The organism is Rhizobium leguminosarum bv. trifolii WSM2297, assembly GCF_000271845.1.
The window spans coordinates 1,768,579-1,794,363 of record NZ_JH719395.1 but is presented as its reverse complement, the minus strand read 5'-3'; the positions used below and the strand labels follow the sequence as shown (position 1 = coordinate 1,794,363).

The window sequence follows — 25,785 nt, the reverse complement described above, 5'->3', positions numbered from 1 at the left end:
CGGCTAAACTTGTTAGTAAGCTTCTGGTCGGCCATAGTGCAGCCGGAAAGAAGGACTGCGGCTCCTACAGCGATAGCAAACATGTGTCCCCCCAAACATCAACCGCGTAACGGTAATGGCAGGCGGCGATAGCCGCGTCCTCCAATTGGAGTAGCGATCAGATATTCGCCAATGCAGTTTAGGGGGATAGCACCTGTCCGCTATCCGTCGGTTGCCTTCGGGTTAGCGATCCTGCGGCGTTTCAACCGCAGACTTAGCTGCAACCACGATCTCGGTACTGAACTCGGCCGAGCCTCCAGATTTCAGCAGCTTGATCGAGCCGCTGCATGATCCGACGGGCTTGTCAAAGTTGCTCCGCTCGCGCGGGGCCCGATGCTAAGGCAACGGTCGTGGGCAAGAACAAGCAAAGCCACCATTTGCAAATGAGGGTATTGTGGGCCAAGTTGCTGTCATTTGGGGAATTTCAACTAAAGGCGGATGAACGTGGACATAGAACTACTGGGCAAGGCTACCGATCTACTGTTCGAGGCATCCATCGGCATCACGCCTTGGCATGATGCGCTGGACGTTTTTGCACGAGGGGGCGGTGCGGCTGGAGCAAACATCATGCCCATTCGCGCTCAGGTCCCCGGTTCCATCGAGTTCACCCACAATGCCAAGGAAATGACGGAGTTCTATCTCCGAAACGAACTCTACAAAACCTGTGTTCGTGCCAGAGGCATTCCTGCCCTTGAACGGAAAGGAATCATGACCGATAAGGATTGCGCAACGGAAGATGAATATCGGACAGATCCTTACTATCAGGAATTCCTGCGGCCACATGGTTTCTTTTATGGTGCTTATGTGGGCTTCAATATAGACAACGATCTTTATGCCATTCTTCTTAATCGGGGGGTCGATGACGTACCCTTCTCCGAGGAGGAGCAGGCGATCCTACACCGCTTTCGCAATCAGATGTCCGTGGCCGGAACGGTGGCTCGAAAACTTGCGCACACTAAAATAGAAGCGATGGACGACGCATTCGATCTGGTGGATGTAGCGGGATTGTTTTTTGACCGGGCCGGCAACATTATCCGGGTCAATGCGAAAGCACAAACCATGTTCGGGCATGGTATCAATCTCAGGCAGGGGCAGATTTCAACTCCGCGCGGCGGAGACGGTGCTCGTGTGAGAGCGGCGGCCTGCGGCGCCATTCAGCACCCAGGCGGAACCGCCAATGGCGATGGGCTTATCAGGCTGGCCCGTGATGGCAGACGTGATCTTGTTTTGAAGATACACAGACTGCGCGGCAGCCTACTGGATGTCTTCAATACCGGATGGGCGCTGGGAATCCTGGTCGATCCCGATGAAAATCAACGTCCGGATGACATGCGCGTTGCACGTGCTTTATTTGGCTTAACACGAACCGAAGCCAAGATTGCAAGTCTCCTTGCTACAGGTAAGGAGCTGAGCCACGTCGCAGACATTTGCAAAGTAACCTATGAGACCGCAAGGACGCATCTTCGAGCTATCTTTACGAAAACAGATACTTCCAAGCAGGGGCAGTTGATTGCGCTACTCAATAAACTCAACTGAGCACACCGGACATCGACCGACCATCAGTTTCACCTGTCGATGTTCGTTAGACACCCGACTTGACGGCAGCAGGCACCGCGCCCTCGCAAGTTGCTTGTCATGGCCAGTCAGTGGGGAAGCCCATGCGTTGCGCAATGGCCATCATCGGCAACATCACGCCGATGTAGGCGTCGCGAAGCACCCGAATGTTAGAGAGCTCGCCCGCTGGCAAGCGGAGATCAGTGCAGTATTGGTCGAGAAACGTTTTCTCGGTGTTTCGGGCAGACGGTAGTACCCCATTGATGATGCTGTGATGCACGAGCACCAGGCTCTCGAGATATGTTTGTTTGGGCAGCCGAGCTCCCTTCGCCGAATTGACCGATCTCGCAACGGGCACGAGATTCCAAATGCGATCATGACCCACGAAGCTGCGAGGCAGAAAATGATCAAGACTCAGGTCACCTTCAGCCACGCGTTGCTGCGTGTAAATGCATTCAAGCGGTATGCCCGACATCCCTTTGAGGAAAAATTTTCGCTCGAGGGTCAAACTAATCCGCCGAGAAGGGGACCCAGCTTCTCCATGCTGACGGGTACATTAGGATTTCGGGCCTGCATCCATCCCAGCCAGGCGCTGTCGGCCCATCCACTGACAATCGGCAGGTTGGCGACTAGATATTTATGCCACGGTTCATAAAGTTCGATACCGTCACTTCGGATCCGATAGAGCGGCGGATGTTTCGCATCTTTTTTCCAAGGACTGAGCAATGCTCCTGGTACGTAGCGTAGCGATCCCCTCGATTGCTCTCGATTGACCCACAGGCGTGAGAGTTCATGCGCCTCTTGCATCGACAGCTTCTCGTGGAGCGCGTCGCCGATTGTGTGGAGAAGCGCAGTCAGTGTGTCATTGGTGGCCGCATTGCCGATCGACAGGCGACTGACGATGGCGGGCCACCAAGCGGCGACGATCATCTCTGCTAGGATCTCATCAAATCGAATATGCTCGCATCTGTCTTTGTGCAATCTCGCGAGAATCCCCGAAAAAAGAGGAATTTGTAGGACTGCGTACAGTTTCGAAAGAGCTGGGCGAGGCGATCGACATCGACCCCTTCTTGCGTGGGTAGACTAATACTCATGAGCCTAGGCTGTTGTATTCGACGAAAATGATCGGTTTCAATGGAGCCTCACCGCTTGCCTTTCGTATTCAGTTCAAATTTACACAATCAGCTCGCAACTTCCACCACAGAGGTCGTTCGTTCGCCGAAGAGGTCCAGCGAATTCAGCCGCACTCGGGCATCGGCTGGATGCCACCCCGCCGAATTCGCTCAGACCATCAACCCGCGACGTGCTGCGGTTTTGCGCAGCCGGAATGGCTCCGGACCGCAACCCGCGGCTACCCCAAATACAGCAACCCAAACCGCCGGAGCGAACGCAAAATTGGATAAAACTTGGGGGCGAGGTCAAGCCACTGGCTTGGTTTCAGGCTTGTCAGGCGGCGTATCCTTCACGCAGGTCTCATGACGCTCAGATTTATGCTCGCTCCGTGCCTCGTCGTCTCGGATAGGGTGGCGACCGGACGGACATGTCGTTGCGGCATCTGGCCAGCGCGGCATGCTCACAATCTGCCGCCGCCGTGCACTCGGTCAGAGGCAGTTCCGGGATCGCGTTGCCGCACTCGGACACCCGACATTTATGACTTCAGGGCCGCTCAACGGAGAAATAAGGCCAGGGGCCGGGGATTCCGGGCAGATCGAGCTGTCCACGTAGATCAAAGGAGAGGTTTGCACCGACAACGAGATCGCGCACGGTGCGGGAGGCGATGATATCTCCCGGCCTTGCGCAGTCCGCAAATCCTGCGGCAAGCCGAAGGACCGGACCCGCATAGAGGCCGCGTTGCCGTTCGCATTCGCCGATATGAATGCCTGCGCGAACATCTAAGCCGAGGTGATGCAGCCGGCCGCGAAGACACAATGCACAGGTGATCGCCTGGCTGGGCTGCCGGAACGCAGCGATAAGTCCGGATTCCCGCAGGTCAATCGTCTCGCCGTCGTCGGCGCGAAGCTGTCGAACGGCGTCGTCCTGCCAATCTTTCACTCGACCGGAGGATGCGCCTTGAACATCGAAGTGCAAGACCGTCAGCAAGGCGCTCTCGGTCGGGGCTGGCGGCGCGGAGACTAGGAACCGCTGGATTTTGTCGATCAGCCGATCGGAATCTGCGCCCCAGATGATATGGTCATCGCCGGGCAGTTCGACATATGTCGCGCCGGGAATGCGGCTTGCCAGATAACGCCCTTCTTCGGGCTTGACCCAGCGGTCGCCGGTTCGATGGGTGATCAGGGTCGGAACTCGGATCGCGGGAAGGATATCGCGCGCGTCGATCTCGACGCCCCAGCGCCACAAGGAGATCGCATCGGCGGGGGATGCCGAATTTCGCAGGTACCCGCAAACCATTCGCGTTCGACCATATTGTCGATGAGGCTCGGGGCCGCCCGGCCGAGGTCCGCCGGGCGACCCCAATCCCGCTCGATGGCAAGAAGTTCCTCTTCGAGTTCCTCTCGGGTACGTCCCCAGGGGTAATCCGGTGACCAGAGACCCCGCGCATAGGCTCCGTGTAGGATGAGGGCAGCCGTACGTTCGGGATAGGTCGCGGCGAACAGCATGCACATGACTCCGCCCTCCGAGCTGCCGAACAGGACTGTCATTTGCGATCCGACAGCATCCAGCACAGCGCGGACATCCTGCATGCGCTGCTCGAGGGTCGGAACACCGGTGCCACGGTCCGATAAGCCCGTGCCGCGCTTGTCGATGCGGATGAGGCGACAGAAGGAACCGAGACGGTGCAGGACGCCCGACAGTCTCGACGAGTCCCAGGCGTAGTCGAGATTGGAAACCCAGCCTTGCACATAAACTACGTCGAAGGGACCCTCCCCCGTCACCTGGTAGGCGATGCTAACCCCGTCCGATTTCACATAGCGGGTTTGAGGGCGGGCTTCGAACGACGCTCCCTCCTCTGGTGATCGCCCGCCAGGCTGCGCTATGCGGCGCGCCAGCAAATCTCGGTAGAGTGCCCGCGTTTCGGGCTCGGGCTGCACGCCGAGCTGCTTGCGCAACGTATCGGCGCAACTGCGGTATTGTGCGAGGGCGAGATTGAAACGTCCCGTCGCCGCATAAGCGCGCATCAGCGTGCGGTGCACATCTTCCCGTAACGGCTCCAGCGAGAGCAGCCGCGTTGCAGCGGGGATGGAGGCGCCCGGTTCGTTCCCACCAACGTGGCAGGTAATGAGCTTTTCCAGAACGGCAGTGGCGGTGATCCGTAGCCGTTCCCTTTCGGTGCGAAGCCAATCCTCGAATGGCTCTTCCCCAAGGTTGAAGCCTTCGAGGAGCTCCCCGGAATAGAGAGCGATTGCCTGTTCGAGGTCCTCGGTCGCGGAGCTGGCAGCCAAGGCCTCAAACCGCCTGACGTCAAGTTCGCCGTCGCCGAGATCGAGCGCCACCAGGTCGCCTTCGATCCGGAACCATTCTCGTCCGGTCGCCTGCAACGCTCGCCGCAGGACGGACAAGGTTTGCCGCAGATTCGCGCGGGCCTGCTCTTCTCCCGTCCCGCCCCACAGCAGGGCGGCGAGTTTTTCGCGCGATTGGGGCTGTCCGGCCTGGAGCGCCAGATAGGCCATCAAAGCACGAGCTTTGCGTGTAGACGCTGGCGACCCCGCAACAAGGCCCGCGCAAGCGAAGCCACCCAGCAGGGAGAGGAAAGGGCGCTTCATCGAATCCGCCATAGCCATCGCTTTTACGAATCCATCACATCCGGCCACACGTCCCTTTGACGGCGATGGAGGATCGTTGCGGACCGCGCCGCACGTCGAGGTAGGAGGGTAGTGCAATGAGCTTCATCCGTAAAGGCGAAGAGGGCATGCTAGAGGCAGTCGAGCGGCGGGTGCGTTGGCGCGCGCGACTGCGTGATCTATGGGTTGCAGCCATCAATCCGGTCGTTCCGTGGTACCGGCTAAATGAACATCTCCTGCGCGATATCGGCAAGAGCGCCGCCGATGCCGAGCGGGAGGCCTACATCAGAAGTTTTGGTTCGTTCCGTCGGTTTCGTTTCCCATATCGCGAATAGAACGGCGGCGATCCGGTGGCCAGCATCGCAAGCAAACGGATCCGAGACGCAACGGCAATCATGGGGAAGGCAATGCCGGCCACAGGCGTGAGACCGTGAAGATTTGACCTTCACGGAAACAGGCAGGTTAAGCTCTACGCAGCTCTATCGCCAAACTCAACGACGATCTCGGCCGCCTCAAGCCGAGCGGACGTTTTGTAGGGGTAATGCTTCCAGCACCACCAGTCGCCGTGATCCCCTTTCGTGAACCCGAAGCCAGCCCAGTCTCCACAGTGGCACTTCCTGGCGATGAGGGTAGGCGCACTCGATAGAGTTTTTCGTTCTATGTCGCTCATCGTTGCCTCCACATCTTGTTCACTTTTTGTTCTATTTCGATCGAGTTGTCAAACGACTTTGTTGCCACTCACCTGTTCACGAAGACAGAAGCCACATGCTGCGGCAAGTTCTCAAGTCGTCGATCCACGGCTGCACACGCATCGCAGCAGTATCGGAACCGTTTCGGCGCGGACTCCTTGCTAAAGGCCCAGTTCAGGATTTTCATGCCGAGGGTGAGACGGGGCTTCACCTTCGGCCCTTCGAAATATTCGACTATCCCTTGGCGGAAACATTCCCTTGAGGCGAGAAGATCTGTCAGATCCTCGATCTGTGAATACCGTTGCTGCAACATGGAGCGCGCCGCCGATGCGTCCAGGCTGGAGCCGTTGGCAGTCTTCTCGGCAATGAATCTCAGAAGTCCGACATCCTGGCGGTGACCGCGCCCGCCTTCGGTGAAGGTAACCGCGACGGACTGCTTGCCATCGCGCCCAGCTCGACCGAATTCCTGGAGGTAGTCTTCGACTGAGGCGGGCTGCTGCCAGTGGATGACGAGGCGGACATCGGGAACATCCAACCCCATGCCGAAGGCGTTCGTGCAGATGATGTGGTTGACAATCGGACGGCTCTCGCCCTGGAAGCGCTTAAGCAGTTCCTGCCGTTCCCACTCGTTGCCGAGCCTTGAGTGGTAGAACGGAATTTCGAGCCCGTTATTGCGCAGATCCGCCTGCAGCTCGTGGCCAACCTTCGCGGTGGGCACGAAGATCATGGCTTTCCTACCCGCGAAAACGGGAAGGCGGAGGAGAGCGGCGATCTCGTGATGGCGAGCAGATCTCGCCGCCATCCATCGGACAAGGGCGATGTTCGGCCGATCCACGCCGCGAACGAAGACTTCCGCATCTTCGATTCCGAGCGAGGCGAGAATGCGCTGCTGCATCGCCTGGCCTGCTGTAGCCGTGAAGGCGAGAACTGGCGGCGAGCCGAGGCTCTTCCGGACTTCGGCAAGTCGGCCGTACTCCGGCCGGAAGTCTCTTCCCCACGCGTCGACGCAGTGGGCCTCATCCACCACCAGGAACTCAGGTTCGCTATCGGAAAGCAGCGTTCGCTCGCTCTTGCTTTTCACGAAGAAGCGCTCGGGAGCCAGATAGAGGAATTTTACCGCGTTCACCCCAACCATGTCGTAGCGGATTTCCTTTTCCTCGACGCTAAGGGCGCTGTTAACGAAGGTCGCCGGGATTTTTCTTCGGAGTAAGCCGGAAACCTGATCGCTCATGAGCGTCTTCAAGGGGCTCACGACGATGGTGCAGCCTCGCCTTAGCAGTGCGGGGATCTGGAAGCAGAGCGACTTCCCCGACCCGGTAGGACTGACCACGAGGATGGACTTGCCGGAGAGAGCGGCGAGCACGATGGGAAGCTGGCCTCCTCGGAAGTGCGATGTGCCGAATAGCCGAAGGACTGGCCCGAAATTCATATCGGATTCGAGAGAACTAGCATCGCGGTCGAGCCATCGTGCGAGGCGCATGGCCCAACGTTCGATCGCGCGCCGTGCAAGACCTCCGGCGAGGTTCGGATGATGGGCTGCGTGGCAGCCGTCGCACAGGGTCACGAGGTTCGAAGGTTCATCGGAGCCGCCCATGGATCTCGGAAGTAGATGATGCACATCGGCATCGCGCGACTTGACCCTCGTCGAGCACGAAACGCATTTGTATCCGTCCCGCGCAAGCACAAGGCGGCGGGTGTCTTTCCAATCATCCATAGGACGCGTCCCAGCAACAGTAATCGTCCGGACAATTTGAAGGAGAGTTGCTGAAAAAGCGTAAGTGGGGACGATAGCGCGATCGACCAAAGACTCTGAATGTTGCACGTTTTGACTGTATCAACGCACCCAGTCGCCTAGATATATCATCGCCGCGAAGGCGGCAGGAGACGCAGCAGCTTGTGACTTGCTATGCCTTCAACAAAATCTTGCGACGACTCATTAGGCTGATTACCCTGTCCATGCTCGCGCCGAGGCGCCGTTGCATAGGCCGTTTCGCTGCCGCAACATTTTCTCCGAGCATACTTCCGCTGAACTGGAGAATCCGACATGCTTGCAGAATCTCATACGACACCGGATCCCCACCCCGTCGACGCAGCTATGGCTTGGCACGGCGGGGATCCGCGCGCGACAATCGATGCTCTTCTCAATGATCGCGAACGGCTGTGCGAACAACTTGCTATCGCCCGGGCATGCATCAGCAGGGGTTATACGCGCGGCTGGCTGCCCGGCACGGAATTCGAGGGGGGATGACCATAACTTCGGAGACAAGCAGCGTCCCGGGGTTCGTCGCAGAACTTGTTAGGTCGGCGAATGAAGTCGACCGACTGACCTCGGACGAAATCGAGAGTTTGTTGCTTCGTGCGATTACCACGGTACGCGATCTGCGCGAGCAAGCTGGCATCCCCGGAAGTGGAACCGAACACGATGCGATCATCCGTCTGAACGCTGCCTCAACGGGCGTGACCACATTTTCCCAAGCGAATATCTCAGCAATCCTTCGCGAAGCCGCCGATATGGTTCGGACACTCTGGATCGTCGTCGACAGCGGGACCGTTGTCAGCTTGAAACCGTCATGGCCGAGCAGCAGCGATCGTTCATGATGGGATCCAGCGATGCAGACTCGTTCGTTTCCCATACCAACTCTCCGTTGCACGCCTAGGCGACACCCTGTTTTCTCGCCGTCCCCGTCATGCCGTGTGAAACCGCAGGATTCGATGGCCATTCTCTTCAAGACCGCAATCAACGAAAACTCAGCATTCGAGATGATTGGAACAGGCATTGTCCGGCGCCTACCAATATGACGGCTATCTCAATGTAATCAGCGATGGGGGCGAGAAGGCATTTTCCTGGGGGCCGGCAATGCATGCTGAAGGATTCAAGGAAGAGGTCAGCGAAATCCTCCGGCAGACTTGGGATGCTGCCCGCTTCTGGGTCATTTATGAGCGCCGCGAAGACCGGAAGGATCCGGAAGCAACTGGCATCCGGAACGCGGCTTTCCGGCTGACCCGTGGATACAGCGGCGTTATCGTTGTTACGCTTAGCCTTCTTGGAAAGCGCGACAGTGCTAACGACCTAGAGCTCGTCTTCATCTGCTTCGAGCAGGATTTTCACAGGAGGAACTTTCGCGTGCGCTACGAGGGTAAGCCGATCCCACGCCAGGATTGATGCTTCTCGAAGACGAGTTTCTCATGCGTGCGACCCGTTCAACGTTCGACTTGAAGGCGAGGGGCGGTCAAGCATTGAAAGGCATCTTCTTCGGTGTGAGCTAACCTGCGCTCATTGCTGAAGATGGTTCTCCGGTTATGCAGGTGTGTAACACGGTACGCCGACAATTAAGCAATCTTGCAAGAAAAAGTTGAAAGCCCTGCCTCGGCGGCGTTAGTTTTCGACCGCCTGGGGAATTCAAAATGTCTTTCACTTACAGAGTAATCATAGCCACCGGTCTGTCCATGGCCATTGCCTCGTCCTGCTTTGCCGACGAGCCGAGCTCGTCGGCACGGGATTTGCGGTGACCAGCGATGGGTGGATCCTGACAAACGCCCATGTGGTCCAGGATTGTGGGCGGATTGAGGTGAAGGGGAAGGGCGATGCTGCCGATCCCCGCATCGATGAGATCAATGATCTGGCGGTGGTAAAAATATCCGGTGGGGAACTGAAGCCTTTGGCTTTCCGGAAGTCGCCAACGAGGCTCGGCGAGGACATCGTTGCCGTAGGCTATCCGCTGGCAACCCTTCTTGCAGACTCCGTGAAGATCACCACAGGCAATGTCAACGCGCTCGCAGGGATCCGAAACGACACCAGATACATTCAGATTTCGACGCCGATCCAACCAGGCAACTCCGGAGGTCCGGTCGTGGATCGCGATGGATATCTGCTTGGGATCACGAGTGCTACGCTCTCGAAGAAGACTGCGGACGATATCGGTATCACTGCGCAAAACGTCAACTTTGCGATCCGCGCATCGGTCGCCGAGCTGTTCATGGAATCTCAGAGCCTCGTCGCCCAAACACCGGAAAACGCTGAAAAATCGGAACCGGTTTCGACCGCAGATCTGGCCGACCGCGTTACCCCCTCCGTCTTCCAGATACTGTGCTATCCCAAAGCGGTCGCTCCGGCGACGGCAATGACGCCCAAGGCGCCAGATGTTGAGCAACAGCCGCCGTCGAGGTCGGCAAACCTGCCGACGAATAGGGCCTCTAGCGAAGAAGCATCGCTCGACGTTCCTCTAGCCAGAAGCGGATTCGTGCGTCATCCGAAAGGAGTCGCGCCGATCAAAATGACGGCCACCGGCGATTCGAAGACGACCGGACAGGTGCCCAATGGAAGCCCTGTCGTCGTGACCGAAGTGCTCGGCGACTGGTATCAGGTCACAATCGGCGGGGCGAGCGGGTACATGCACTACTCGTGGGTGCGGATAGACCAGTTCGATGAGCCTGCGAGCGACGGACGTTTCGTCCAGATCAAATCCTTCCGGACACTCGACGATGCCCGCTTATTCATCAAAGGATCCGCGGTCCCGCTGTCCGCGCATCTGGCCGCCAACGGATGGATCGCCGTGACGCTTCATGACGTTTATGGCGAGCAGGAGGCCAAGGATCTGTCCAACGCCTTGAAAGCACAAGGCCTGATCGCAAAGGACGCGATGGTGACGTACGGAAACTCGTATGTCCGCAAGGTCTGCTGCGACTGACACTACAGGAGGGAATGCAATGAAATCGCTGTTTCGCCATCTTGGACTGGGTCTCTGCGCTACGACCATTTCGGTCGCTGTGTCTCCTGCCGCCGCTGCCGAGGACCATTCGATTTACTACGGGTCACGCGCGGGGATGCACCTGACGACAGTATCCAAAACGGGAATCGGGACAGCCAATGCCGTGATCATCGTCGAGCACACGCCGAAGGACGCCAAGGCTTTCTGCGTGGAGTACGCAATGGACAACTCCATGGCTTGCGTGAAGCGCACGATGGCGGAAGTCAAAGTAGGCGATCGAGTAACGGGGAATTGCCGGAAGCGTACCTGGACCGACATGTACGGCCAAGCCTATGCATTCGAGGGGCCAAGGCAATCCGACGACATCATGGCCGACTATGCCGTCCGTGACCTGAAGTCGGGCGAGATCCTCGACGGTTCGTCGGCGTCCGGATACGATGTTGCACTTACTGTCTTCCAACAGCTCTGCCCAGGTATCGCAAAATGAAAAACGGGCTGCTTTCCAAGCTCGCGCCGATTGGTCTGGCCTGCTTTCTTTCAAATGCGGCAGCATGCGCCGACTTCTCTTATGAAGGATTGAAAGGTGGCCTAACCGCTGAAGCTCGATTTCATTTGAAGGGCGAAATCGATCAGGGAGATGCGCAGCGTCTCGATGCCGCCCTCAGTTCCTCTGGCATCACCCACGAGCAGGATCCATGGCGAAAGATTGTCGTGTCGCTCGACAGTCCTGGCGGATCCTACGACGAGGGCCTCGATCTTGCCCTGGCATTCCGCAGACGAGGCATATCCACGGTGGTGCGCTCCGGTGGACAGTGCCTTTCAGCCTGCGCAATCGCCTTTCTAGGCGGGACCGCACTTCCGAAGGATCCCAACCCGATAAGTGAAGATGATCCCCTGCCGGACCAGCTTCCGGACCGATCACTTGAACCTGGAGCTTTGCTCGGGTTTCATGCTCCCTACCTTGACCTCCCGAGCGACAATTACGATGCGGCGACGGTCGCCTATGCGTATCGTTCTGCGGTGCTCGGCATATCGAGGCTGGTCGCAATTGCGGACAGGCTCTACGTCGTTCCCGCGGAATTGCCAAAGCTCCTTGCGCCATCGAAGGACGAGCTCTTCGTTGCCGACGATGCGGACAGCGTCCGAGTCCTAGGCATCGACTATGATGAGCGTTCATATCAGATGCGGGACAAGCCCGGGGTCACACGCTCGATGATCGTGAATGGGTGCGTGAACCGATACTACCATCTCAACCGAAGGAGCAGCCAACAGGGCTTCGCAGTCGCAAAGGCGACGATAGACGAGTTTATCGAAGGCTCTCAGCTCATGGAAAACGGCGAGGACAAGATCGCATTCGGAACCCACCAGTTTCGCCAAGGCACCATCAAGACCTGGATAGCTTACCTTCCAATCGCCAAAACCGCAGATGGCAAGAATTTCGTCTGGTGCCTTTTCGCCCCCGATCCATCTGATCTCAAGACCTTTTACAAGGCCGCGGGATCGGTCGAGGAACTGTTCGCGAGTTTCAAGGGAAAGGGCGATCTTATGACGTTGTCAACCGACAGCGACATGATCGCGCCCTCAACAGGCGATTGGATCTACGACATGATCCGCGACATCGACCTCGTCCCGCCCGATACGAAACTGCGCAGCGTTGCCAGCGTTCTTGATCAGTATTTCGCTTCCGAAAAGGTGATGAACTGGAAAGCCCGTTGAAACGTCGCATGCGTCTGATCCTGGGCACATCCGCATTTCTTCTGGCGGCGATGGTGGCCGCACAGGCCACGAATACACCCTGTAGCGGCCGCAAGGGCGGCATTGCTGGTTGCCAAGGCGACACGTTTATTTGCAACGACGGCTCGGTCAGCGCGAGCAAGCGATCGTGTCCTGCGTACATGGGAGGCGCCGTGGGCCTACTTGGCGGGGCATCCCCCCAAATGAGGCCTGCTGACGACGGACAGTGTTCTTGTCGGTCGGGTGCATAATGCACCGGTCCGCGAGGCGGGCAGTACTGCATGACTGACAGTGGGCAAAAAAGCTATCTGAGGCATTGAGCGCCGCTAAGGCGAACGCTTCTCACGAGGAAGGGACTTGGATTGAGATCAGTTCTCGGAATCGATGCCGCGTGGACAGAACGCGAGCCCAGCGGCGTCGCGTTGATCTCGGATGATGGCTCCGGTTGGAAGCTCGTCGATGTCGCATCGTCCTATGATGCCTTCACTCGGCTCGACCAAGTCCAAAGGATCGCCAGACATCGCGGATCAATCCCCGATTGGTCAGCCATCATCCAAACTGCCACGAGCAAGATCGGCTCCCCGATCAATGTAGTTGCCATTGACATGCCATTGGCCACGTCTCCGATCGTCGGCCGACGCGCGTCCGATAACGAGATCTCGAAGATCTATGGCGCAAGGCACGCCAGCACCCACACGCCTAGCGCGTCGGATCCGCGAAATCGTCTCCCGTGATGCAGATCGGATGATCAAGCTTGATGATATAGCCTGGCTCTGGTGTGTCGCCCTTTTGGACGTCCTCGAACTCCGGGGGCCCACCGAAGATTCGATGGGTAAGATGCCCGCTCAGCCGAGAGGGTTGCTGCTTGGACAAGTCGTAACAGGCAGCCTGCGTGGATGACGCATAGGCAAATGCCGCAGCCGCGATGCTGATAATGGCGTATGTTTTCATCGGATAGCCCCCGGTATTGCCGCCGACGATAAATCGGTTCCCGTGGAGATGGAAGGACGTGCAGCATCTGATCAAACAACTGCACCTGCTCGAGCACGGCGAATTTTCTTGCGGGCCGATACAACTTTACCTTTCAGCTTCACTGCATTTTATGCCGATCCCCTTAAACGAGTAGGCATAAGATTTTCGATTATTTGGGGAAGAAATGGATCGCCACGCTTTAGTAGCCCTGTCTCTTGCAGTTCTCCCTGCTCATGCTTTTGCAACCGACTGGAGCCAGGCCGATGTCGACAAGGCCCTGGTCATCATCGACAAAGCCGAAAGCGGCATGTCCGAGTGCTTACACAGTGCAGGGACTAAGATCGCCTACGACATCAAGCAGATCGACCTCAACAAGGATGGCGTCAACGAGCTGGTCGTAACCGCCTATCCGGATGTACTCGCAAATGGTTCGTCTACCTGTTTCGGTCCTTCTGGTTCGGACGTCCACCTTCTGATTTCCGACGGAGCTGGCGGCTGGAAGCACGAATTCGGCTTCGACATGACCGAGCTCGTGCCCCACGAAAGCAACACCGAGTGGCCCGACCTCGAGTTCTCCATGAGCGCGTCTTGCTTTCCGATATGGCGCTACTACCAGGGCTCATATGCCATGTGGAAGGTGTGCGACGGCAACAAGCTGATCTACGCGGACGTGGCTCCGTGGATCAAGGAAGGCGCCGTGCCGCGTGATGCCGGAGCTGAGAAACAGGCTTCGTCCAAGAAGCAGCCCTCTGCCTATGTGCATGAAGGCGATCTCAGCGGAGCAGAGTTCGATCACAATGGTTCACTGATGGCAGTAGACCCGAAGCGGGGGCTCATCATCTACAAGGAGCCCAAGGCTTCCATCCGCGATGTCGTCAAGCCGGGCGACGTTCTCGTCATGGCGGAGAAGCCCTGGGACATGTACGACACGAACGCCAGGATTGTCGGAACCTCTTGGGTCTTCAAGAAGGGATGCGCGCCTGTTGGATATCGGGTCGAGGGTGGCCTGGGGCAGTCATGGCATACCATCGTTCTGCGCGGCGAAGCTCCCGTGCGTAAGAAGGGCACCTGCGAAGTGGCGGGCCTCTCGAAGACGAGCGCCAATGCCGAACTACGGTTCGAAAACGTAGAAGACTGATTTCAACGAAAAGCGATCAGTGACGATAGCGCCAGCGCGCTCCAGGTTGTTGGAGTTCGCTCCCGCTATGCCGTCCGACAACCGTGCACGAATATGGGGGATACATGGATCAGACTGTTGCCAAGATATCGTCGCCTGCACTCAAGGTGTTCGATGAGGAGTTGAAGACTGCACTCGCACCAATAGCGATGTTCGCGGGTCTCGAAACTCTCCCGCTTGTGGTGAAGTCTCCGGAACTCAAGCGGTCGACTGCGGCGGTGAATATCGAGTTCCTCGTCACGACCGACTTCCGCACGCAGCGGTTCGCCGGGCATCCCGCCAACGCAAGTCACATTCCGATCGTGAACAACCCGCAAGCGCTGGTGAAGGAAAAAGCCGACGCCCGGTTCCGCGAGGCGCTTGACACAAGTTCGCTGCGTGGCGTTCTGCGCGAAGGCGTCGTCGGAAACGGTGCGCAGATCGTGTGCGACGAGGCCTACGCACTCTCCCAGAGCAACTGCGGCTGCGGTGACGGAACCGTCGACTGCCGCGGATGCAATACTACCGGGCGCATGACCTGCAAGAACTGCGAGTTCAGCTTCTCCGCAGGTGCCGGTAAGGTCACATGCTACGGATGCCACGGTCAGAAGGGCAGCCGCGACGTAGACGGCAAGTGGTTTAACTGCGGTAAATGCGGCGGACACGGCACCACATGGTGCGGATGGTGCGGCGGCACGGAGCAGAGAACTTGCGACAGCTGCGGCGGACACGGCGTCCACACTTGCAAAACTTGCGCAGGCAACGGGTTCTTCACCGATGCCTATTTCTTCAAGATGGAAATGACACCAGTCATCGGAAGCGTTGCAACCAAACTTCCCCCGCATGCCGCCGAGTGTGTGAAGGAGTGGATCGCTTCCGGATTAAAGGCTCATGCGGCAGACAAGACAAACCCCGTTCTCCCGTGGTCGGATTTCCAGACCACGAAGGCATCGTATTCAGGCTGGAAGGATGGCGTATATCGGGCCACGCTTCCGATTTCCTGCGAGATTACCCACGCCGATCTCGAAGCCGAATACAGCGGATCGCCTTCGGCCGTTTCCTATGTACGAATCCATGAGCCAAGATTCACGTTTCCCAACTTCCTTGACTATGAACTCCTCAGGATCGCCGCGAAGACCGATCGCCTCGCCGCGGGGCGTCCGTCTGCGTTCCTGCGCGAGATCTCGAACGTGAAGGGTTTGACAGGAGGCCTTAGAGATTTCGTGTCGACAAACAGTTGGCGCGAATACTGGGTCGATGAAACTGCGGCCAAGATGAAGGGCGCGGTATCGATAAAATGTCTCGATCGGATCGCAAGGGACTATCAAAAGAGCCTGCTGAGATTTGAAAGTAAGGCTGTTGCACAGTCCCTTTTTACCATGACGCCACTGGTTTCGGCATTCGCCGCAGTTCTCTGGTACTTCGGCATGTTCGCTTGGCTTATGGACTTCACCCGAGATACGCGGGTAGTCCTCTTCTTCCTAACCGGTCTGTTTTTCGCGGTGGTGATGAACTACGCCGTCCGGTACAGCACTCGCAGGAAGGTCGAGCAGGAGGTGAACGGCATATCGTCGCTCACACTCGGAATGCCAGGTCGACTGGGGTGTTTCGCCGTCGGCCTCCTGATCGCCCATGTGGGATTGTGGACTTCAGCTGTATATCAGTGAGCACCAACGGCATTAGCATCGGCGCCAAGAGGCCGTTGGCCTGCAGCGATAATTAAGTCTTCATTGTGGGCCCCGGCGGCGCCATGTAGTCTCGCGCCAAGCCGACAGGTCGGCAATGACACGCAGCGATTCGATGGCAATTCTCTTCAAGACTGCAATCAGCGAAAACTCCGCATTCGAAATGATCGAACAGGCGCTGTCGGGTGCCTACCAGTATGACGGCTATCTCAACGTTGTCAGCGATTCCGGCGAGAAGGCATTGTCCTGGGGTCCCGCAATGCATGCCGAGGAATTCAAGGCAGAGATCAGCGAGATCCTGAGGCAAACCTGGGATGCCGCGCGCTTCTGGTCGTGTACGAGCGCCGCGACGACCGGAAGGATACGGAAACAGCCGAAATGCGCAACGTGGCGTTTCGCCTGACCCGTGGGTACAGCGGGGTCATCGTTGTCACGCTCAGCTTACTGGGGAAACGTGATAGCGCGAACGACCTCGAGCTGGTCTTCGTCTGTTTCGAGCAGGACTTCCACAGGCGAAATTTTCGAGTGCGCTTCGAGGGGAAGCCCGTTCCTATTAGGATTGGTGTGGCGCGAGATTGTATATGCTGAGCGACAGCAGGGGCCGACATTGAAGGGGATTTTCGACACCAAGCGGGACTCGGGTTACAAAGACGATATCGCGTTCCGATATCACTTTCCCAAACCATACCGTCACATCGCTGAATCCTTGGTAGGTGAGTGGATCATCTATCGAGAACCGCAACGCAATGGTGGTCGCCGGGCTTACGTCGCGACAGCGAAGGTCGTTGCCATCCACGATGATCCTGAAGATCCCAGTCACGCTTACGCGGTCATGGCTCAGTATGAAGAACTCGACGAACCCGTGCCGTTCGTTCGTGACGGCAGTTACTGGGAGGCGTCGCTACGTTTGATACCGGATCGGACGCGCGTCGGCGCCTACCTGCAAGGTAAATCGATCCGGACAATTCCCGATGCCGACTTCGCTGCGATCGTGCGAGCGGGCCTTTCCGAAACACTGGCGGCCGACAATGCAATACGTCTCGAACTCGATCCCGGCCACGTGGACGGCCCCACCCAGGAGTTGCTCGATCTCCCGCTCGTCGAGCAGGAGCGCCGCATCGAGCAGATCCTGATGAACCGCAAAATCCGGGAGGCCAGCTTCCGGCGTAAGGTGTGCGACGCGTACGACAGCCGCTGCGCGATCACGGGTCTCCGGATCGTCAATGGCGGCGGCAAGTCCGAGGCCCAGGCTGCACACATATGGTCGGTTGCTGACGGCGGGCCGGATGTCGTCCAGAATGGCATCGCACTCTCGGCCACGGTGCACTGGCTCTTCGACAGGCATCTGATCTCGCTGACGGACGATTATCGAATCCTTGTGTCGCACAACAAGGTGCCGTCGGAGCTGCGGACGCTGTTCGCGAAGCAGATGGATCGAATCCACCTGCCGAAGGATTCGAGGCTCTGGCCGCATCCAGCATATGTTGCCAAGCATAGGGAGAGATTCAGCTCCATTTGATGGTAAAAGCGCCCCGAAGCCCGGTGGTTCTTCAACGGAGTGACGGGAGAGCGGGGTGCCGACATCACTGCCTGCATCCCGCCCGTATGTTGTCAGAACACTATGTTCTCGGCAGTGATCAGGTTCACCTTGTTCGTGTCCTTGCCGCGCATTCGCAGAGCGTAGCCACGACGAACGTAGTCAGCCGCTTCCGTTTCTGATCTCACGCGGATGGCGTTGCTCGCATGATGCCGGACGCGTCCGAAATAGCCGATCCAATCGAGCGATTCATCGCGTTCGTCCTGATGCTGGATTTCGTGGATCGGCTTCAGTTCGGTTAGCAGGTCGTATGCCCGGCGAACCGTCCGGTTGAAGTGCGTCCCGTCGATAGCGATGGACGAAAGGAAAGCATCCGCGCCTTCCCAAGGGTTGCTTGCCATGTTCACGAGAAAGCCGGAGGCGTCAGCGGGAACCTTGATACCCAGAAAGGCCTCGGCAGCCTTCGTGGCGTTTGGAACGGCGCCCAGCATGTTCATCATGCCGTCGGCAACCAACAGCATTGCGAGAGGTCACTGCCCATGATCGCGGTCTCGATGGGACCCGCGGTTATACCGATCTATATAACTCGAATTAGGTATCGCCCACCTAGGGGCGGCAACTTCCGATTATATCATCGTAGGAGTACATTCTACGGGCGACTGATGCCTTGGGCGAGGCCGCAGATGGGACGAATATTGAAAACAGTAGTATTTTGGATGGCCCTGTACAGCATCGCCATTGGCGACGTGTCGAGGATGCTCAGGACAAGTTCCTGAACCAAGCCGTGGCGAATAGCTCCCTGTTTGTAAATGGGCTTGCCAGCGACGCGACTACCGCGGTTCAGCAAGCACTTACAAACGCCGATAAAGCGAAGAGGGACGCCGCGCGGACTGTCATCAAGGCGGCGAACGATGGTATCGATGCCGTGAACGCGGCGGAGCGGTTTGCTGAACGCCAAGTAAAAGGAATTCCAGACGTTCTGAGCGCTGCTCAGAAGCGTGTTCGCGAAGGAAAGGTAGTCGATGCGATCTGGCACATCGGTATCGATCAAATGAGGAACACAAACAAAAACGCTTCCCAGCTTACCCAAGAAAGCGAGCTTGCGAACCAAGTGGCACAAGGCGCTGCGGCGACTTATGGAGGGCCGGGAGGAGCTGCCGCCTACGCTGCTTGGAAGACGTACAATGACACCCACGGAAACGTCGACCTTGCCATAAAAGCGGGGATGTACGCAGCGGCAACAAGTGAATTCAGCGCCGGCGTTGGGGCAATGCCGACAGGAACGATAAGTGAAGTGGGAAAGAAGGCGGCGGTAGCAGGCGCCTTGGGTGGCCTCGCTGTCGCCGCGTCTGGTGGAAGCAATGAAGACGCTTTGAAAGCGTTTGTCGCATCCGGTGGTGCGGTTATTGTTCAGTCCGGTCAAGCTTACGTTCAGAAAGAATATGTCGACCCTAAGATTGCCGAAGGTGATGCGTATTGCACGAAGCTGGTCAACGAGAGCTGTTCGGAGGGCGCGGCTTGGGTAGTCTCTGCGAAGGCGACCGCAGAGCAAGCACTTAAGGATCCAGGCGGTACATCAGTTCAATTCACCGGGAACCACGAGTGGGCAATCTCTTGGAATAAATACGCCTTCGGAAATGAAGCTGGGGCGCCAGCGGTTGCCCTGACATATGTAGGAGAGGGATCACCTTACTTCGGCAAAATGCAGGAAGTGTTGGACAAATCAGAGTTGTCGGTAGACCTCCACGCCTCCTTACCGGATACGTCTACTGAGACCTTCGGCTGGGTGTACCTTGGTGAATATCTGGGCGGAACGTGGAAACAGCCTCGCTCGAACGAATTGGCCGGCAGAGCGCCTGAGGAAGTCTCAAGCAACGACATCACGCTGACCAGGGACGTGAACGTCCGGACGTCCGCATTTCACGTCATAGACAAACGCTGCAACTTTGATGAGAGCCCGATAATTGGTCAGCTCCGGTACGGAACCACGATCCGTATCACGAAAATATACAGACTCCCCGGATGTACATCGTACGTTTGGGCGGAAATCCACGACTGAATGTCGAACCCATTTTGTACGCGTCGTCACCAGCCGGAATATAATTTGCCCATCTGCATGATGCTGTCTGCGACGATCCGGACGAGGTGAGGGCGTAGTCTGGTCTCGATCGAAGCGAGTCTGTGTAATTTTGTGAAGCGGGGATTGCCGAGAAGCGTGGCGACGGGTGGTTTCCCCGGGGGACGAGATTCCACGGCTCCGATCAGGCGACCCAGCTGTGCCGGACGCTGATGTCCACTATTTGCCCAAAAGCCAGCCGAGTAGTCCCTTCCGCGCAGGTCGCCGGAGAGCAGCCCGCGTGGCTGGCGATGTAGTAGTCCTCTGCGACGGCGCTGGCTAAGGTCTCATGGCTGGGGTCTGACGCGGCGGAGTCGACGGAACAGCTCTGACGGTCGCAGGCGATCTAAAGGGTGCCATGACATCTTTGTCGATCCTCACGAAAGGGCGGAAGGGAATTGGCAGAATTCTGGTTGATGCCACTGGCGTCGAACTCCGGAAGAGGGAGCGACCCAGATTCGTCCTTTCGACGGCCTACTGGAATGAAGCTGGGAGGCAGCTCTTCGTCGCAGCGGGTTATCGGCCCACGATGATAGAAATGACGTTGCAAGTTGAGAAGTAAATCTCGTCAGCCCGGTGCTTCCTGTAACGAAATTCCAATAACGCAACGCGAGGCTCGCGCGGAGTCGACGTGCTGCTCCCACAGAAGTTGCATTTCCTATTTTCTTGTGCCAGATCATTTGCCATGGGGATCAAAGCAGTTACAACAAGCCTACCTGACCAACTTGATGCCATTTTCGGCCCGTGTCTGCCTGCTGGGCAGCCAGTGAAGCCTCAAGAGTTCCAGCTGCGTCCCGCAAGCGTTCAGAAGCTCGAGCACGACACCGCGCCAGTCTTGAAGCAATATCTGGATACGGCAACGACAGGTCTGCTGCTCTCTGGTGCTGTACATCGCGTTCACCCGATCCTCTGGCTCGTTGACCACGCAGGAGATGTTTGGTTTGCCGTCGAAGAAGTCGTGAGCGAAGAAACTGGTGAGCTTCTTTATACCATGGCTAGAGGTTCCCATATACCTTCAGGGCATGTGAAGCTCGGCCACCCGTCGCTCCTCATTTCCACCACGAATAAATCTGCCCGGATCGGTGGAGAGATTAAGTATTTTCCAGCGACGCAGACCTGGAAGATTTCGAATCGCTCGGGAAGGTATGGTACTCGTCCACATCAGACAGAGGCCCACCTCCAAGCTGTAGCCGAACGATTTTCCGAATTCGGAATTGAGCTCACACCAAACTTTTGGACACCATGAGGTGACAATGACAGAGCTTTGGAACCTAGAGCCGGAGGACTTGCCAAATCTGAAGTCCGCGGTTGCACACAATCGCAAGGCGTACGACGATTTTCTCGCGAGTGTAGTTTCCTATCTATCGAGAACAGCGGCAGACGGTGGCGCTAACGACGACCTGCTCTACACGACGGGCCTTGTCTTGGCGAAAGGGAATATTTGGGACGAGGTGCCTCCTGCGGACCTGGCTACTCGCGTTGGCCAGAAGGCACGTCGGGATGTCCTCGGGATCTTCTTTCGAACTGTCCCCGGCTACTTATCGGCTGTGCTTTCAGAGATCGAGCTCGCGAAGACGTCGCGTGGTAAGATGTTTGTCTCCAAGGTTGAACGGGGGTCAATCCTCGAAGTTGACCCGCGCAGAGAACCCGCGGGGAAGTGGGTTATCAGAGATAAGTCTCAATCACGAATCTACTCTGACCCCGTGATTGGTCACTGGACTTGGCCCGAAAGCGGATCGGTGAAGGCGCAGAACGCAGCGAAAAGAGCAAAGATCAAAGTGAATGCTGTGTTTGTGCAATACGAGGGAAAACTATTCGCGGAAGTGGATATGCCATCTCGACGCAAAGCCACTGATAAAGCGACGAGGCCGACCCGCCAAAAATAATCGGTCACTGGAACGGCAAATGCCGCGGAGAAGCCGCCCCGAAGCGAGGGATTTTGTAGAACCCGGACGCTTGAGATTCATTTCGACTTGAGAGTAGCCGCGGCCCGAACCCGGATAAACGAAATGGCCAAGAGAACGAAAGTCTGGGACGCCGATTGGGAGGTGATGTCCACCCTCGGTGAAGGGACAAGGCCATGTGCACTTGGTCCGTAAGCGAGGCGCTGTCAACGACACCGTTTTCGTATTGAAGGCATTGAAAAACAATAACAGCATGGAGCGTCGTGCCAGAATGCGACGTGAAGTCACTGTTGGTGAAACGATGCCGCATCCGTCGACGCCACGTGTCATTGCCCACGACACGCACCAGAACCTAGACTCGGAGGTGCCGCTGTACGCTGTCTTCGAGTTCACAGGCGGAACTACGCTCCAGGCGCATTTCGAGGAGCGCCTGGTTCCTATGTAAAGCCGCTGTATAAACGCTCTGTGGAAAGTATCTTGAGGTCCTCGTTTCTTCAATGAAATTGATTGCTGCTCTCGCACGTCCCTACTACCATCACTGGTATTGCTTGATTGGCGCTCGGAGACGACGTGGACAGCCTGTTCAAAGAAGACCTCGAAATCGCGCTTCCGGCGCAATATGAAATCGCAGGCAAAATCCACGGGGCAACGTTGCGGCAACTTCGGTACAAGGGGCGTCGAGAGCGCTTCATGGCTAACGAGTTCTCGGATAAGCGCCTGAGGGGCGTGTTCCTTCGCTCGATCGATGACACTCGGAAGATCGCGGTCATCCCACGCAAGACGAATGCCGACCTGGGAGAGGTCGAGGTCCTCCGTCACCCGGCGGCAGAAACCGTCGGCGAATTGAGGCGCGACGACCAACCGGGCTCATGGGTGTTCCCGCTCGCCACGAAGCCCGAGGCACTCTCTGCGGAAGAGTTCGCGCCAGTGCTCGGCGAGGTTCGCGGCTCATGGCGAGATGCATTCACGTTTCGAGAGGAGCGGCTCGTCGGCGATGTTGTCACGCAAACGGGACTACGGAAACCGCAGATCGGTGCCATTCACGCGACGCTTGGCCATTGGACTGCCTCGAGTGCGCCAGCGACCGTCGTGATGCCTACGGGCACCGGAAAAACTGAAACTATGCTCGCTCTCCTCGTGGTAGCGCAGCCTGAGCGCTTGCTCGTAGTCGTTCCCAGCGATGCGCTGCGCACCCAGATTTCTGACAAGTTCCTGAGTTTGGGCGTCTTGAAGGATAGCGGATGCCTGGCTGCGGACGCGCGGCTTCCTGTGGTCGCTGTCATGGATTCAATCCCCAAGTCGCCAACTGAAGTCGATGACATTTTCCTCAGAGCAAACCTCATCGTAACGACGATGGACGCGGCCGCGCAGGCCGATCCGGCGGTTCAAATCAGGATGGCCGAACTCACCAGCCATTTATTCGTGGACGAAGCCCATCATATAGGAGCAAGAACATGGCGTGAGTTCAAAGGGCAGTTCACCAACAGCCTGATCCTGCAATTCACGGCGACCCCGTATCGTACCGACGGGCGTCGTGTGGACGGCAAGTTCATCTACGTCTACCCACTGGCGAAGGCATATGCGGAAGGCTATTTCAAGAAGATCCGCTTCGAGGCGGTTTACGGTCTCAACCGTGAAGACGCGGACGAACGGATAATCGACCGGGTCAAGGCTACGCTCCTTCGCGATAAGGCTGCGGGACACGACCATCTCGTGATGGCCAGATGCCGAACGATTGACATCGCAATCGATGTACACCGCCTGTATCTGCAACGAGCCGGGGCCTTCAATCCTGTGGTCGTTCACAGTCGGATGTCGAAGACCACAAGAGACGATGCCTTGAAGCGGCTACGGTCTGGACAGAGCAAGATTGTCGTCTGCGTCGACATGCTGGGCGAGGGATTCGACCTTCCAGATCTGAAGATCGCTGCCCTCCATGACAAGCACAAGAGCGAGGCCATTACAGTCCAGTTCGTCGGCCGCTTCACGCGGACGCGCACCGATCTAGGCGATGCGACCATCATTGCCAATGTCGTCGCGCCCGGAATGCGTGACAGCCTCCGCGCGCTCTATGCCGAAGACGCCGATTGGAACTTTATCCTCGAGGGCCTTGGTACGCGCAATACAAAGCGTGAGGAGCGGCGGCAGGAGGTTTTCGAGGGCTTCGACGAGCCACCTACCGACTTCCCCCTGGACTCGCTTACTCCGCGTCTCAGCGCCGTCGTCTACGAGACGTCGTGCGAGCGGTGGGACCCCTCATTGATCCTCGATGCATATCCACCCGGAACGATCGTCGATGGACCGTCGATCAATCAGGCGGAACGAGTGGCTGTCTTCGTTCGGCGGGAGGAGGAAAAGCTCAAATGGACGTCCCAGCGCCAGCCCGTAAACACGGCGTACCATCTCTACGCGTGCCATTGGGATGACGAGAGGCAGCTCCTGTTTATTACGAGCTCGAACCTCAGCGATCTTCACACGAAACTAGCCGAGACGATCGCCGGACCATCGCCGAAGAGAATCCGGGGCGAGCAGATCTTCCGCGTGCTTGACGGATACAAGCGGTTGATGTTGAGCCAGCTCGGCCTGTCCGAGGCCGTGCGAAAGCCAATTCGGTATTCGCAGTTCATGGGAAGCGATATCGCACCGATGCTCTTCGACGATCCGGCAAACCGGGGTCGAATGAAGACCAACATCTTCGGACAAGGCTACAATCATCGGGGCAAGTCCACCATGGGCTGCTCGATCAAGGGCAAAATCTGGTCGTACGAGTCCGTACACGGATTCAGCGGCTGGATCGATTGGTGCAGGGAGGTCGGCATGAAGCTGCTCGACACCTCGATCACCACGAACGGCATCGTCCGCCGCCTTGTCTTGCCGACGCGCCAGCAGCAGATGCCGGACAAGCACGCCACTGCGGTGAACTGGCCGGAGGCGGTGCTCCATAGCCAGGACGACAAGATCGACATCGTTATCGATGGGAAGTCGATCCCGATCTATGACTGCGACATCCGTATCGCCGCCCAGGCACCCGGCAGTGACATCGTGCTCAGGGTTGGCAATGACACGTCGTTTGCCGACCTGGTCATGACGATCGACAAGGCTGGTGCGCACTATAGCGGGGCGGGCAACGCAGGAGTCAGGATAGGCAAGAAGACGAAGCCTCTGGTCGACTGGTTCAAGGAGGACCCGCCGCACATCTACTACGCCGACGGCGACATGTTGCTCGACTTCGAGCTCCTCAAGCTGCCGGACGATCACGTTCCGGCGTTCGATCCCGATCGTCTTATTGCGATGGACTGGACTGGAACCAACATTCGCGTGGAATCGCAGGGCGCCTCCAAGGATCCTTCCAGCATCCAGCGCCGGGTTATCGAGGATCTGCTGGCGAACCATTCCTACGACGTGATCTTCGACGATGATGGTTCCGGCGAGACTGCCGATGTCGTCGCGATCAAGAGGTCCGGGGACACGCTGAAAGTCGATATGTTCCACTGCAAGTATTCCAGCGAGGCAAGCCCGTCCGCGCGCGTCGCCGACCTCTACGCGGTCTGCGGGCAGACGCAGAAGGCCATCCGTTGGCGAGAACGTCCGGATCGCTTGCTCGAGCGCTTGAAGAACCGCGAAGACGAGAGCAGGCAGCGTCGCGGGGTGTCGAGACTCGAGAAGGGCAGCGTTCAGGATCTGATCAGCTGGCTCAACAGGTGGGACGAGTTCGACTACCAGTATGAGATGACGGTCGTCCAGCCGGGCTATTCGAAAGCTGAGGCTTTGAAGCGCCGGGAGAAGGGGCAGTTCGAGTTATTGGCTGCCACGCAATCGCTCCTGATGGACACGTGGGCGATCCCGTTTACGTTCCACTGCAGCGCGTGACGGACGCGCCGATTCTCCTTCGATAAGCCCCAATCAATTTTGGCGAGGAACGATTGCGGCCAGTCAAGGTCGGAGTTAGG

Annotated in this window: 20 protein-coding genes and 3 pseudogenes; 16 read left to right on the top strand and 7 right to left on the bottom strand. The window is 57.6% G+C overall.

What is annotated here, in order from left to right; translation table 11 throughout:
• Nucleotides 1–483: 483 nt before the first annotated feature.
• The gene (locus tag RLEG4DRAFT_RS24150) at nucleotides 484–1,575 is read left to right on the top strand and encodes a helix-turn-helix transcriptional regulator (protein WP_171898235.1); all 1,092 of its coding nucleotides are present in this window, start codon (nucleotides 484–486) and stop codon (nucleotides 1,573–1,575) included.
• Between the two features lie 97 nt (nucleotides 1,576–1,672).
• On the opposite strand, the gene RLEG4DRAFT_RS47210 is transcribed toward RLEG4DRAFT_RS24150, so the two are convergent.
• Together RLEG4DRAFT_RS47210 and RLEG4DRAFT_RS47205 are read right to left on the bottom strand one after the other, a co-directional pair.
• The gene (locus RLEG4DRAFT_RS47210) at nucleotides 1,673–2,101 is read right to left on the bottom strand and encodes an HNH endonuclease domain-containing protein (RefSeq protein WP_037094094.1); all 429 of its coding nucleotides are present in this window, start codon (nucleotides 2,099–2,101) and stop codon (nucleotides 1,673–1,675) included.
• Nucleotides 2,098–2,574, bottom strand: coding sequence for a hypothetical protein (locus RLEG4DRAFT_RS47205; protein ID WP_245277978.1), 477 nt, complete (start codon nucleotides 2,572–2,574; stop codon nucleotides 2,098–2,100). The genes RLEG4DRAFT_RS47210 and RLEG4DRAFT_RS47205 overlap by 4 nt, the downstream gene beginning before the upstream one ends.
• A 257-nt stretch (nucleotides 2,575–2,831) precedes the next feature.
• Here RLEG4DRAFT_RS47205 and RLEG4DRAFT_RS40350 point away from each other — a divergent pair.
• Nucleotides 2,832–2,996 (top strand): annotated as a pseudogene (locus RLEG4DRAFT_RS40350) (IS3 family transposase); the annotation flags it as partial.
• Nucleotides 2,997–3,249: 253 nt separating this feature from the next.
• On the opposite strand, the gene RLEG4DRAFT_RS47200 reads toward RLEG4DRAFT_RS40350, so the two are convergent.
• Both RLEG4DRAFT_RS47200 and RLEG4DRAFT_RS47195 read right to left on the bottom strand, forming a co-directional pair.
• Nucleotides 3,250–3,951: a hypothetical protein gene (locus tag RLEG4DRAFT_RS47200; protein ID WP_085061928.1), complete on the bottom strand. Its 702-nt coding sequence runs from the start codon at nucleotides 3,949–3,951 to the stop codon at nucleotides 3,250–3,252.
• Nucleotides 3,885–5,222 (bottom strand): alpha/beta hydrolase, encoded by a 1,338-nt coding sequence (locus tag RLEG4DRAFT_RS47195; RefSeq protein WP_245277977.1) that lies wholly within the window; start codon nucleotides 5,220–5,222, stop codon nucleotides 3,885–3,887. The genes RLEG4DRAFT_RS47200 and RLEG4DRAFT_RS47195 overlap by 67 nt, the downstream gene beginning before the upstream one ends.
• Nucleotides 5,223–5,431: 209 nt before the next feature.
• Between RLEG4DRAFT_RS47195 and RLEG4DRAFT_RS24130 the strand changes: the two genes are divergently transcribed.
• A complete protein-coding gene (locus RLEG4DRAFT_RS24130) occupies nucleotides 5,432–5,668 on the top strand; it encodes a hypothetical protein (protein ID WP_003580699.1) in 237 nt (78 codons plus the stop codon).
• 403 nt (nucleotides 5,669–6,071) lie between these two features.
• Here RLEG4DRAFT_RS24130 and RLEG4DRAFT_RS24120 read toward each other — a convergent pair whose 3' ends face one another.
• On the bottom strand, nucleotides 6,072–7,736 hold the full coding sequence (locus tag RLEG4DRAFT_RS24120; protein WP_003580696.1) for a RecQ family ATP-dependent DNA helicase: 1,665 nt from the start codon (nucleotides 7,734–7,736) through the stop codon (nucleotides 6,072–6,074).
• A gap of 530 nt (nucleotides 7,737–8,266) precedes the next feature.
• On the opposite strand from RLEG4DRAFT_RS24120, the gene RLEG4DRAFT_RS24110 reads away from it, so the two are divergent.
• The 5 genes and pseudogenes from RLEG4DRAFT_RS24110 to RLEG4DRAFT_RS24090 all read left to right on the top strand — a co-directional run bounded on the left by RLEG4DRAFT_RS24110 (nucleotide 8,267) and on the right by RLEG4DRAFT_RS24090 (nucleotide 12,447).
• On the top strand, nucleotides 8,267–8,620 hold the full coding sequence (locus RLEG4DRAFT_RS24110) for a hypothetical protein (RefSeq protein WP_003580692.1): 354 nt from the start codon (nucleotides 8,267–8,269) through the stop codon (nucleotides 8,618–8,620).
• 114 nt (nucleotides 8,621–8,734) lie between these two features.
• A pseudogene (locus RLEG4DRAFT_RS24105) lies at nucleotides 8,735–9,185 on the top strand (hypothetical protein).
• Nucleotides 9,186–9,528: 343 nt separating this feature from the next.
• Complete coding sequence (locus RLEG4DRAFT_RS24100; RefSeq protein ID WP_348529954.1) at nucleotides 9,529–10,710, top strand: trypsin-like peptidase domain-containing protein; 1,182 nt, start codon at nucleotides 9,529–9,531, stop codon at nucleotides 10,708–10,710.
• Between the two features lie 19 nt (nucleotides 10,711–10,729).
• Nucleotides 10,730–11,218: a hypothetical protein gene (locus RLEG4DRAFT_RS24095; protein WP_003580684.1), complete on the top strand. Its 489-nt coding sequence runs from the start codon at nucleotides 10,730–10,732 to the stop codon at nucleotides 11,216–11,218.
• Nucleotides 11,215–12,447, top strand: a complete 1,233-nt coding sequence (locus tag RLEG4DRAFT_RS24090) for a hypothetical protein (RefSeq protein WP_003580683.1) — start codon at nucleotides 11,215–11,217, stop codon at nucleotides 12,445–12,447. Before RLEG4DRAFT_RS24095 ends, RLEG4DRAFT_RS24090 begins: the two co-directional genes overlap by 4 nt.
• A 717-nt stretch (nucleotides 12,448–13,164) precedes the next feature.
• Here RLEG4DRAFT_RS24090 and RLEG4DRAFT_RS40990 read toward each other — a convergent pair.
• Nucleotides 13,165–13,416 (bottom strand): hypothetical protein, encoded by a 252-nt coding sequence (locus tag RLEG4DRAFT_RS40990; protein WP_003580682.1) that lies wholly within the window; start codon nucleotides 13,414–13,416, stop codon nucleotides 13,165–13,167.
• A gap of 205 nt (nucleotides 13,417–13,621) precedes the next feature.
• Between RLEG4DRAFT_RS40990 and RLEG4DRAFT_RS24080 the strand changes: the two genes are divergently transcribed.
• The 4 genes and pseudogenes from RLEG4DRAFT_RS24080 to RLEG4DRAFT_RS24065 all read left to right on the top strand — a co-directional run bounded on the left by RLEG4DRAFT_RS24080 (nucleotide 13,622) and on the right by RLEG4DRAFT_RS24065 (nucleotide 17,797).
• Entirely contained in the window at nucleotides 13,622–14,575 is a 954-nt protein-coding gene (locus RLEG4DRAFT_RS24080) for a hypothetical protein (protein ID WP_003580681.1), read from the top strand.
• A 104-nt stretch (nucleotides 14,576–14,679) separates the two neighbouring features.
• Nucleotides 14,680–16,260 (top strand): hypothetical protein, encoded by a 1,581-nt coding sequence (locus RLEG4DRAFT_RS24075; protein WP_003580679.1) that lies wholly within the window; start codon nucleotides 14,680–14,682, stop codon nucleotides 16,258–16,260.
• A gap of 133 nt (nucleotides 16,261–16,393) precedes the next feature.
• Nucleotides 16,394–16,866 (top strand): annotated as a pseudogene (locus tag RLEG4DRAFT_RS24070) (hypothetical protein).
• A gap of 19 nt (nucleotides 16,867–16,885) precedes the next feature.
• Complete coding sequence (locus RLEG4DRAFT_RS24065) at nucleotides 16,886–17,797, top strand: HNH endonuclease (protein ID WP_003580676.1); 912 nt, start codon at nucleotides 16,886–16,888, stop codon at nucleotides 17,795–17,797.
• Between the two features lie 92 nt (nucleotides 17,798–17,889).
• Here RLEG4DRAFT_RS24065 and RLEG4DRAFT_RS40340 read toward each other — a convergent pair whose 3' ends face one another.
• On the bottom strand, nucleotides 17,890–18,336 hold the full coding sequence (locus RLEG4DRAFT_RS40340) for a hypothetical protein (RefSeq protein ID WP_003580675.1): 447 nt from the start codon (nucleotides 18,334–18,336) through the stop codon (nucleotides 17,890–17,892).
• Between the two features lie 146 nt (nucleotides 18,337–18,482).
• Between RLEG4DRAFT_RS40340 and RLEG4DRAFT_RS24055 the strand changes: the two genes are divergently transcribed.
• From RLEG4DRAFT_RS24055 to RLEG4DRAFT_RS24030, 4 genes are all read left to right on the top strand, one after another.
• Nucleotides 18,483–19,874, top strand: coding sequence for a hypothetical protein (locus RLEG4DRAFT_RS24055; protein ID WP_003580673.1), 1,392 nt, complete (start codon nucleotides 18,483–18,485; stop codon nucleotides 19,872–19,874).
• 688 nt (nucleotides 19,875–20,562) lie between these two features.
• On the top strand, nucleotides 20,563–21,177 hold the full coding sequence (locus RLEG4DRAFT_RS39135) for a hypothetical protein (protein WP_003580671.1): 615 nt from the start codon (nucleotides 20,563–20,565) through the stop codon (nucleotides 21,175–21,177).
• A 7-nt stretch (nucleotides 21,178–21,184) separates the two neighbouring features.
• On the top strand, nucleotides 21,185–21,817 hold the full coding sequence (locus tag RLEG4DRAFT_RS24040) for a hypothetical protein (RefSeq protein ID WP_003580670.1): 633 nt from the start codon (nucleotides 21,185–21,187) through the stop codon (nucleotides 21,815–21,817).
• Nucleotides 21,818–22,405: 588 nt separating this feature from the next.
• A complete protein-coding gene (locus tag RLEG4DRAFT_RS24030) occupies nucleotides 22,406–25,705 on the top strand; it encodes a DEAD/DEAH box helicase (protein WP_003580668.1) in 3,300 nt (1,099 codons plus the stop codon).
• Nucleotides 25,706–25,785 lie beyond the last annotated feature (80 nt).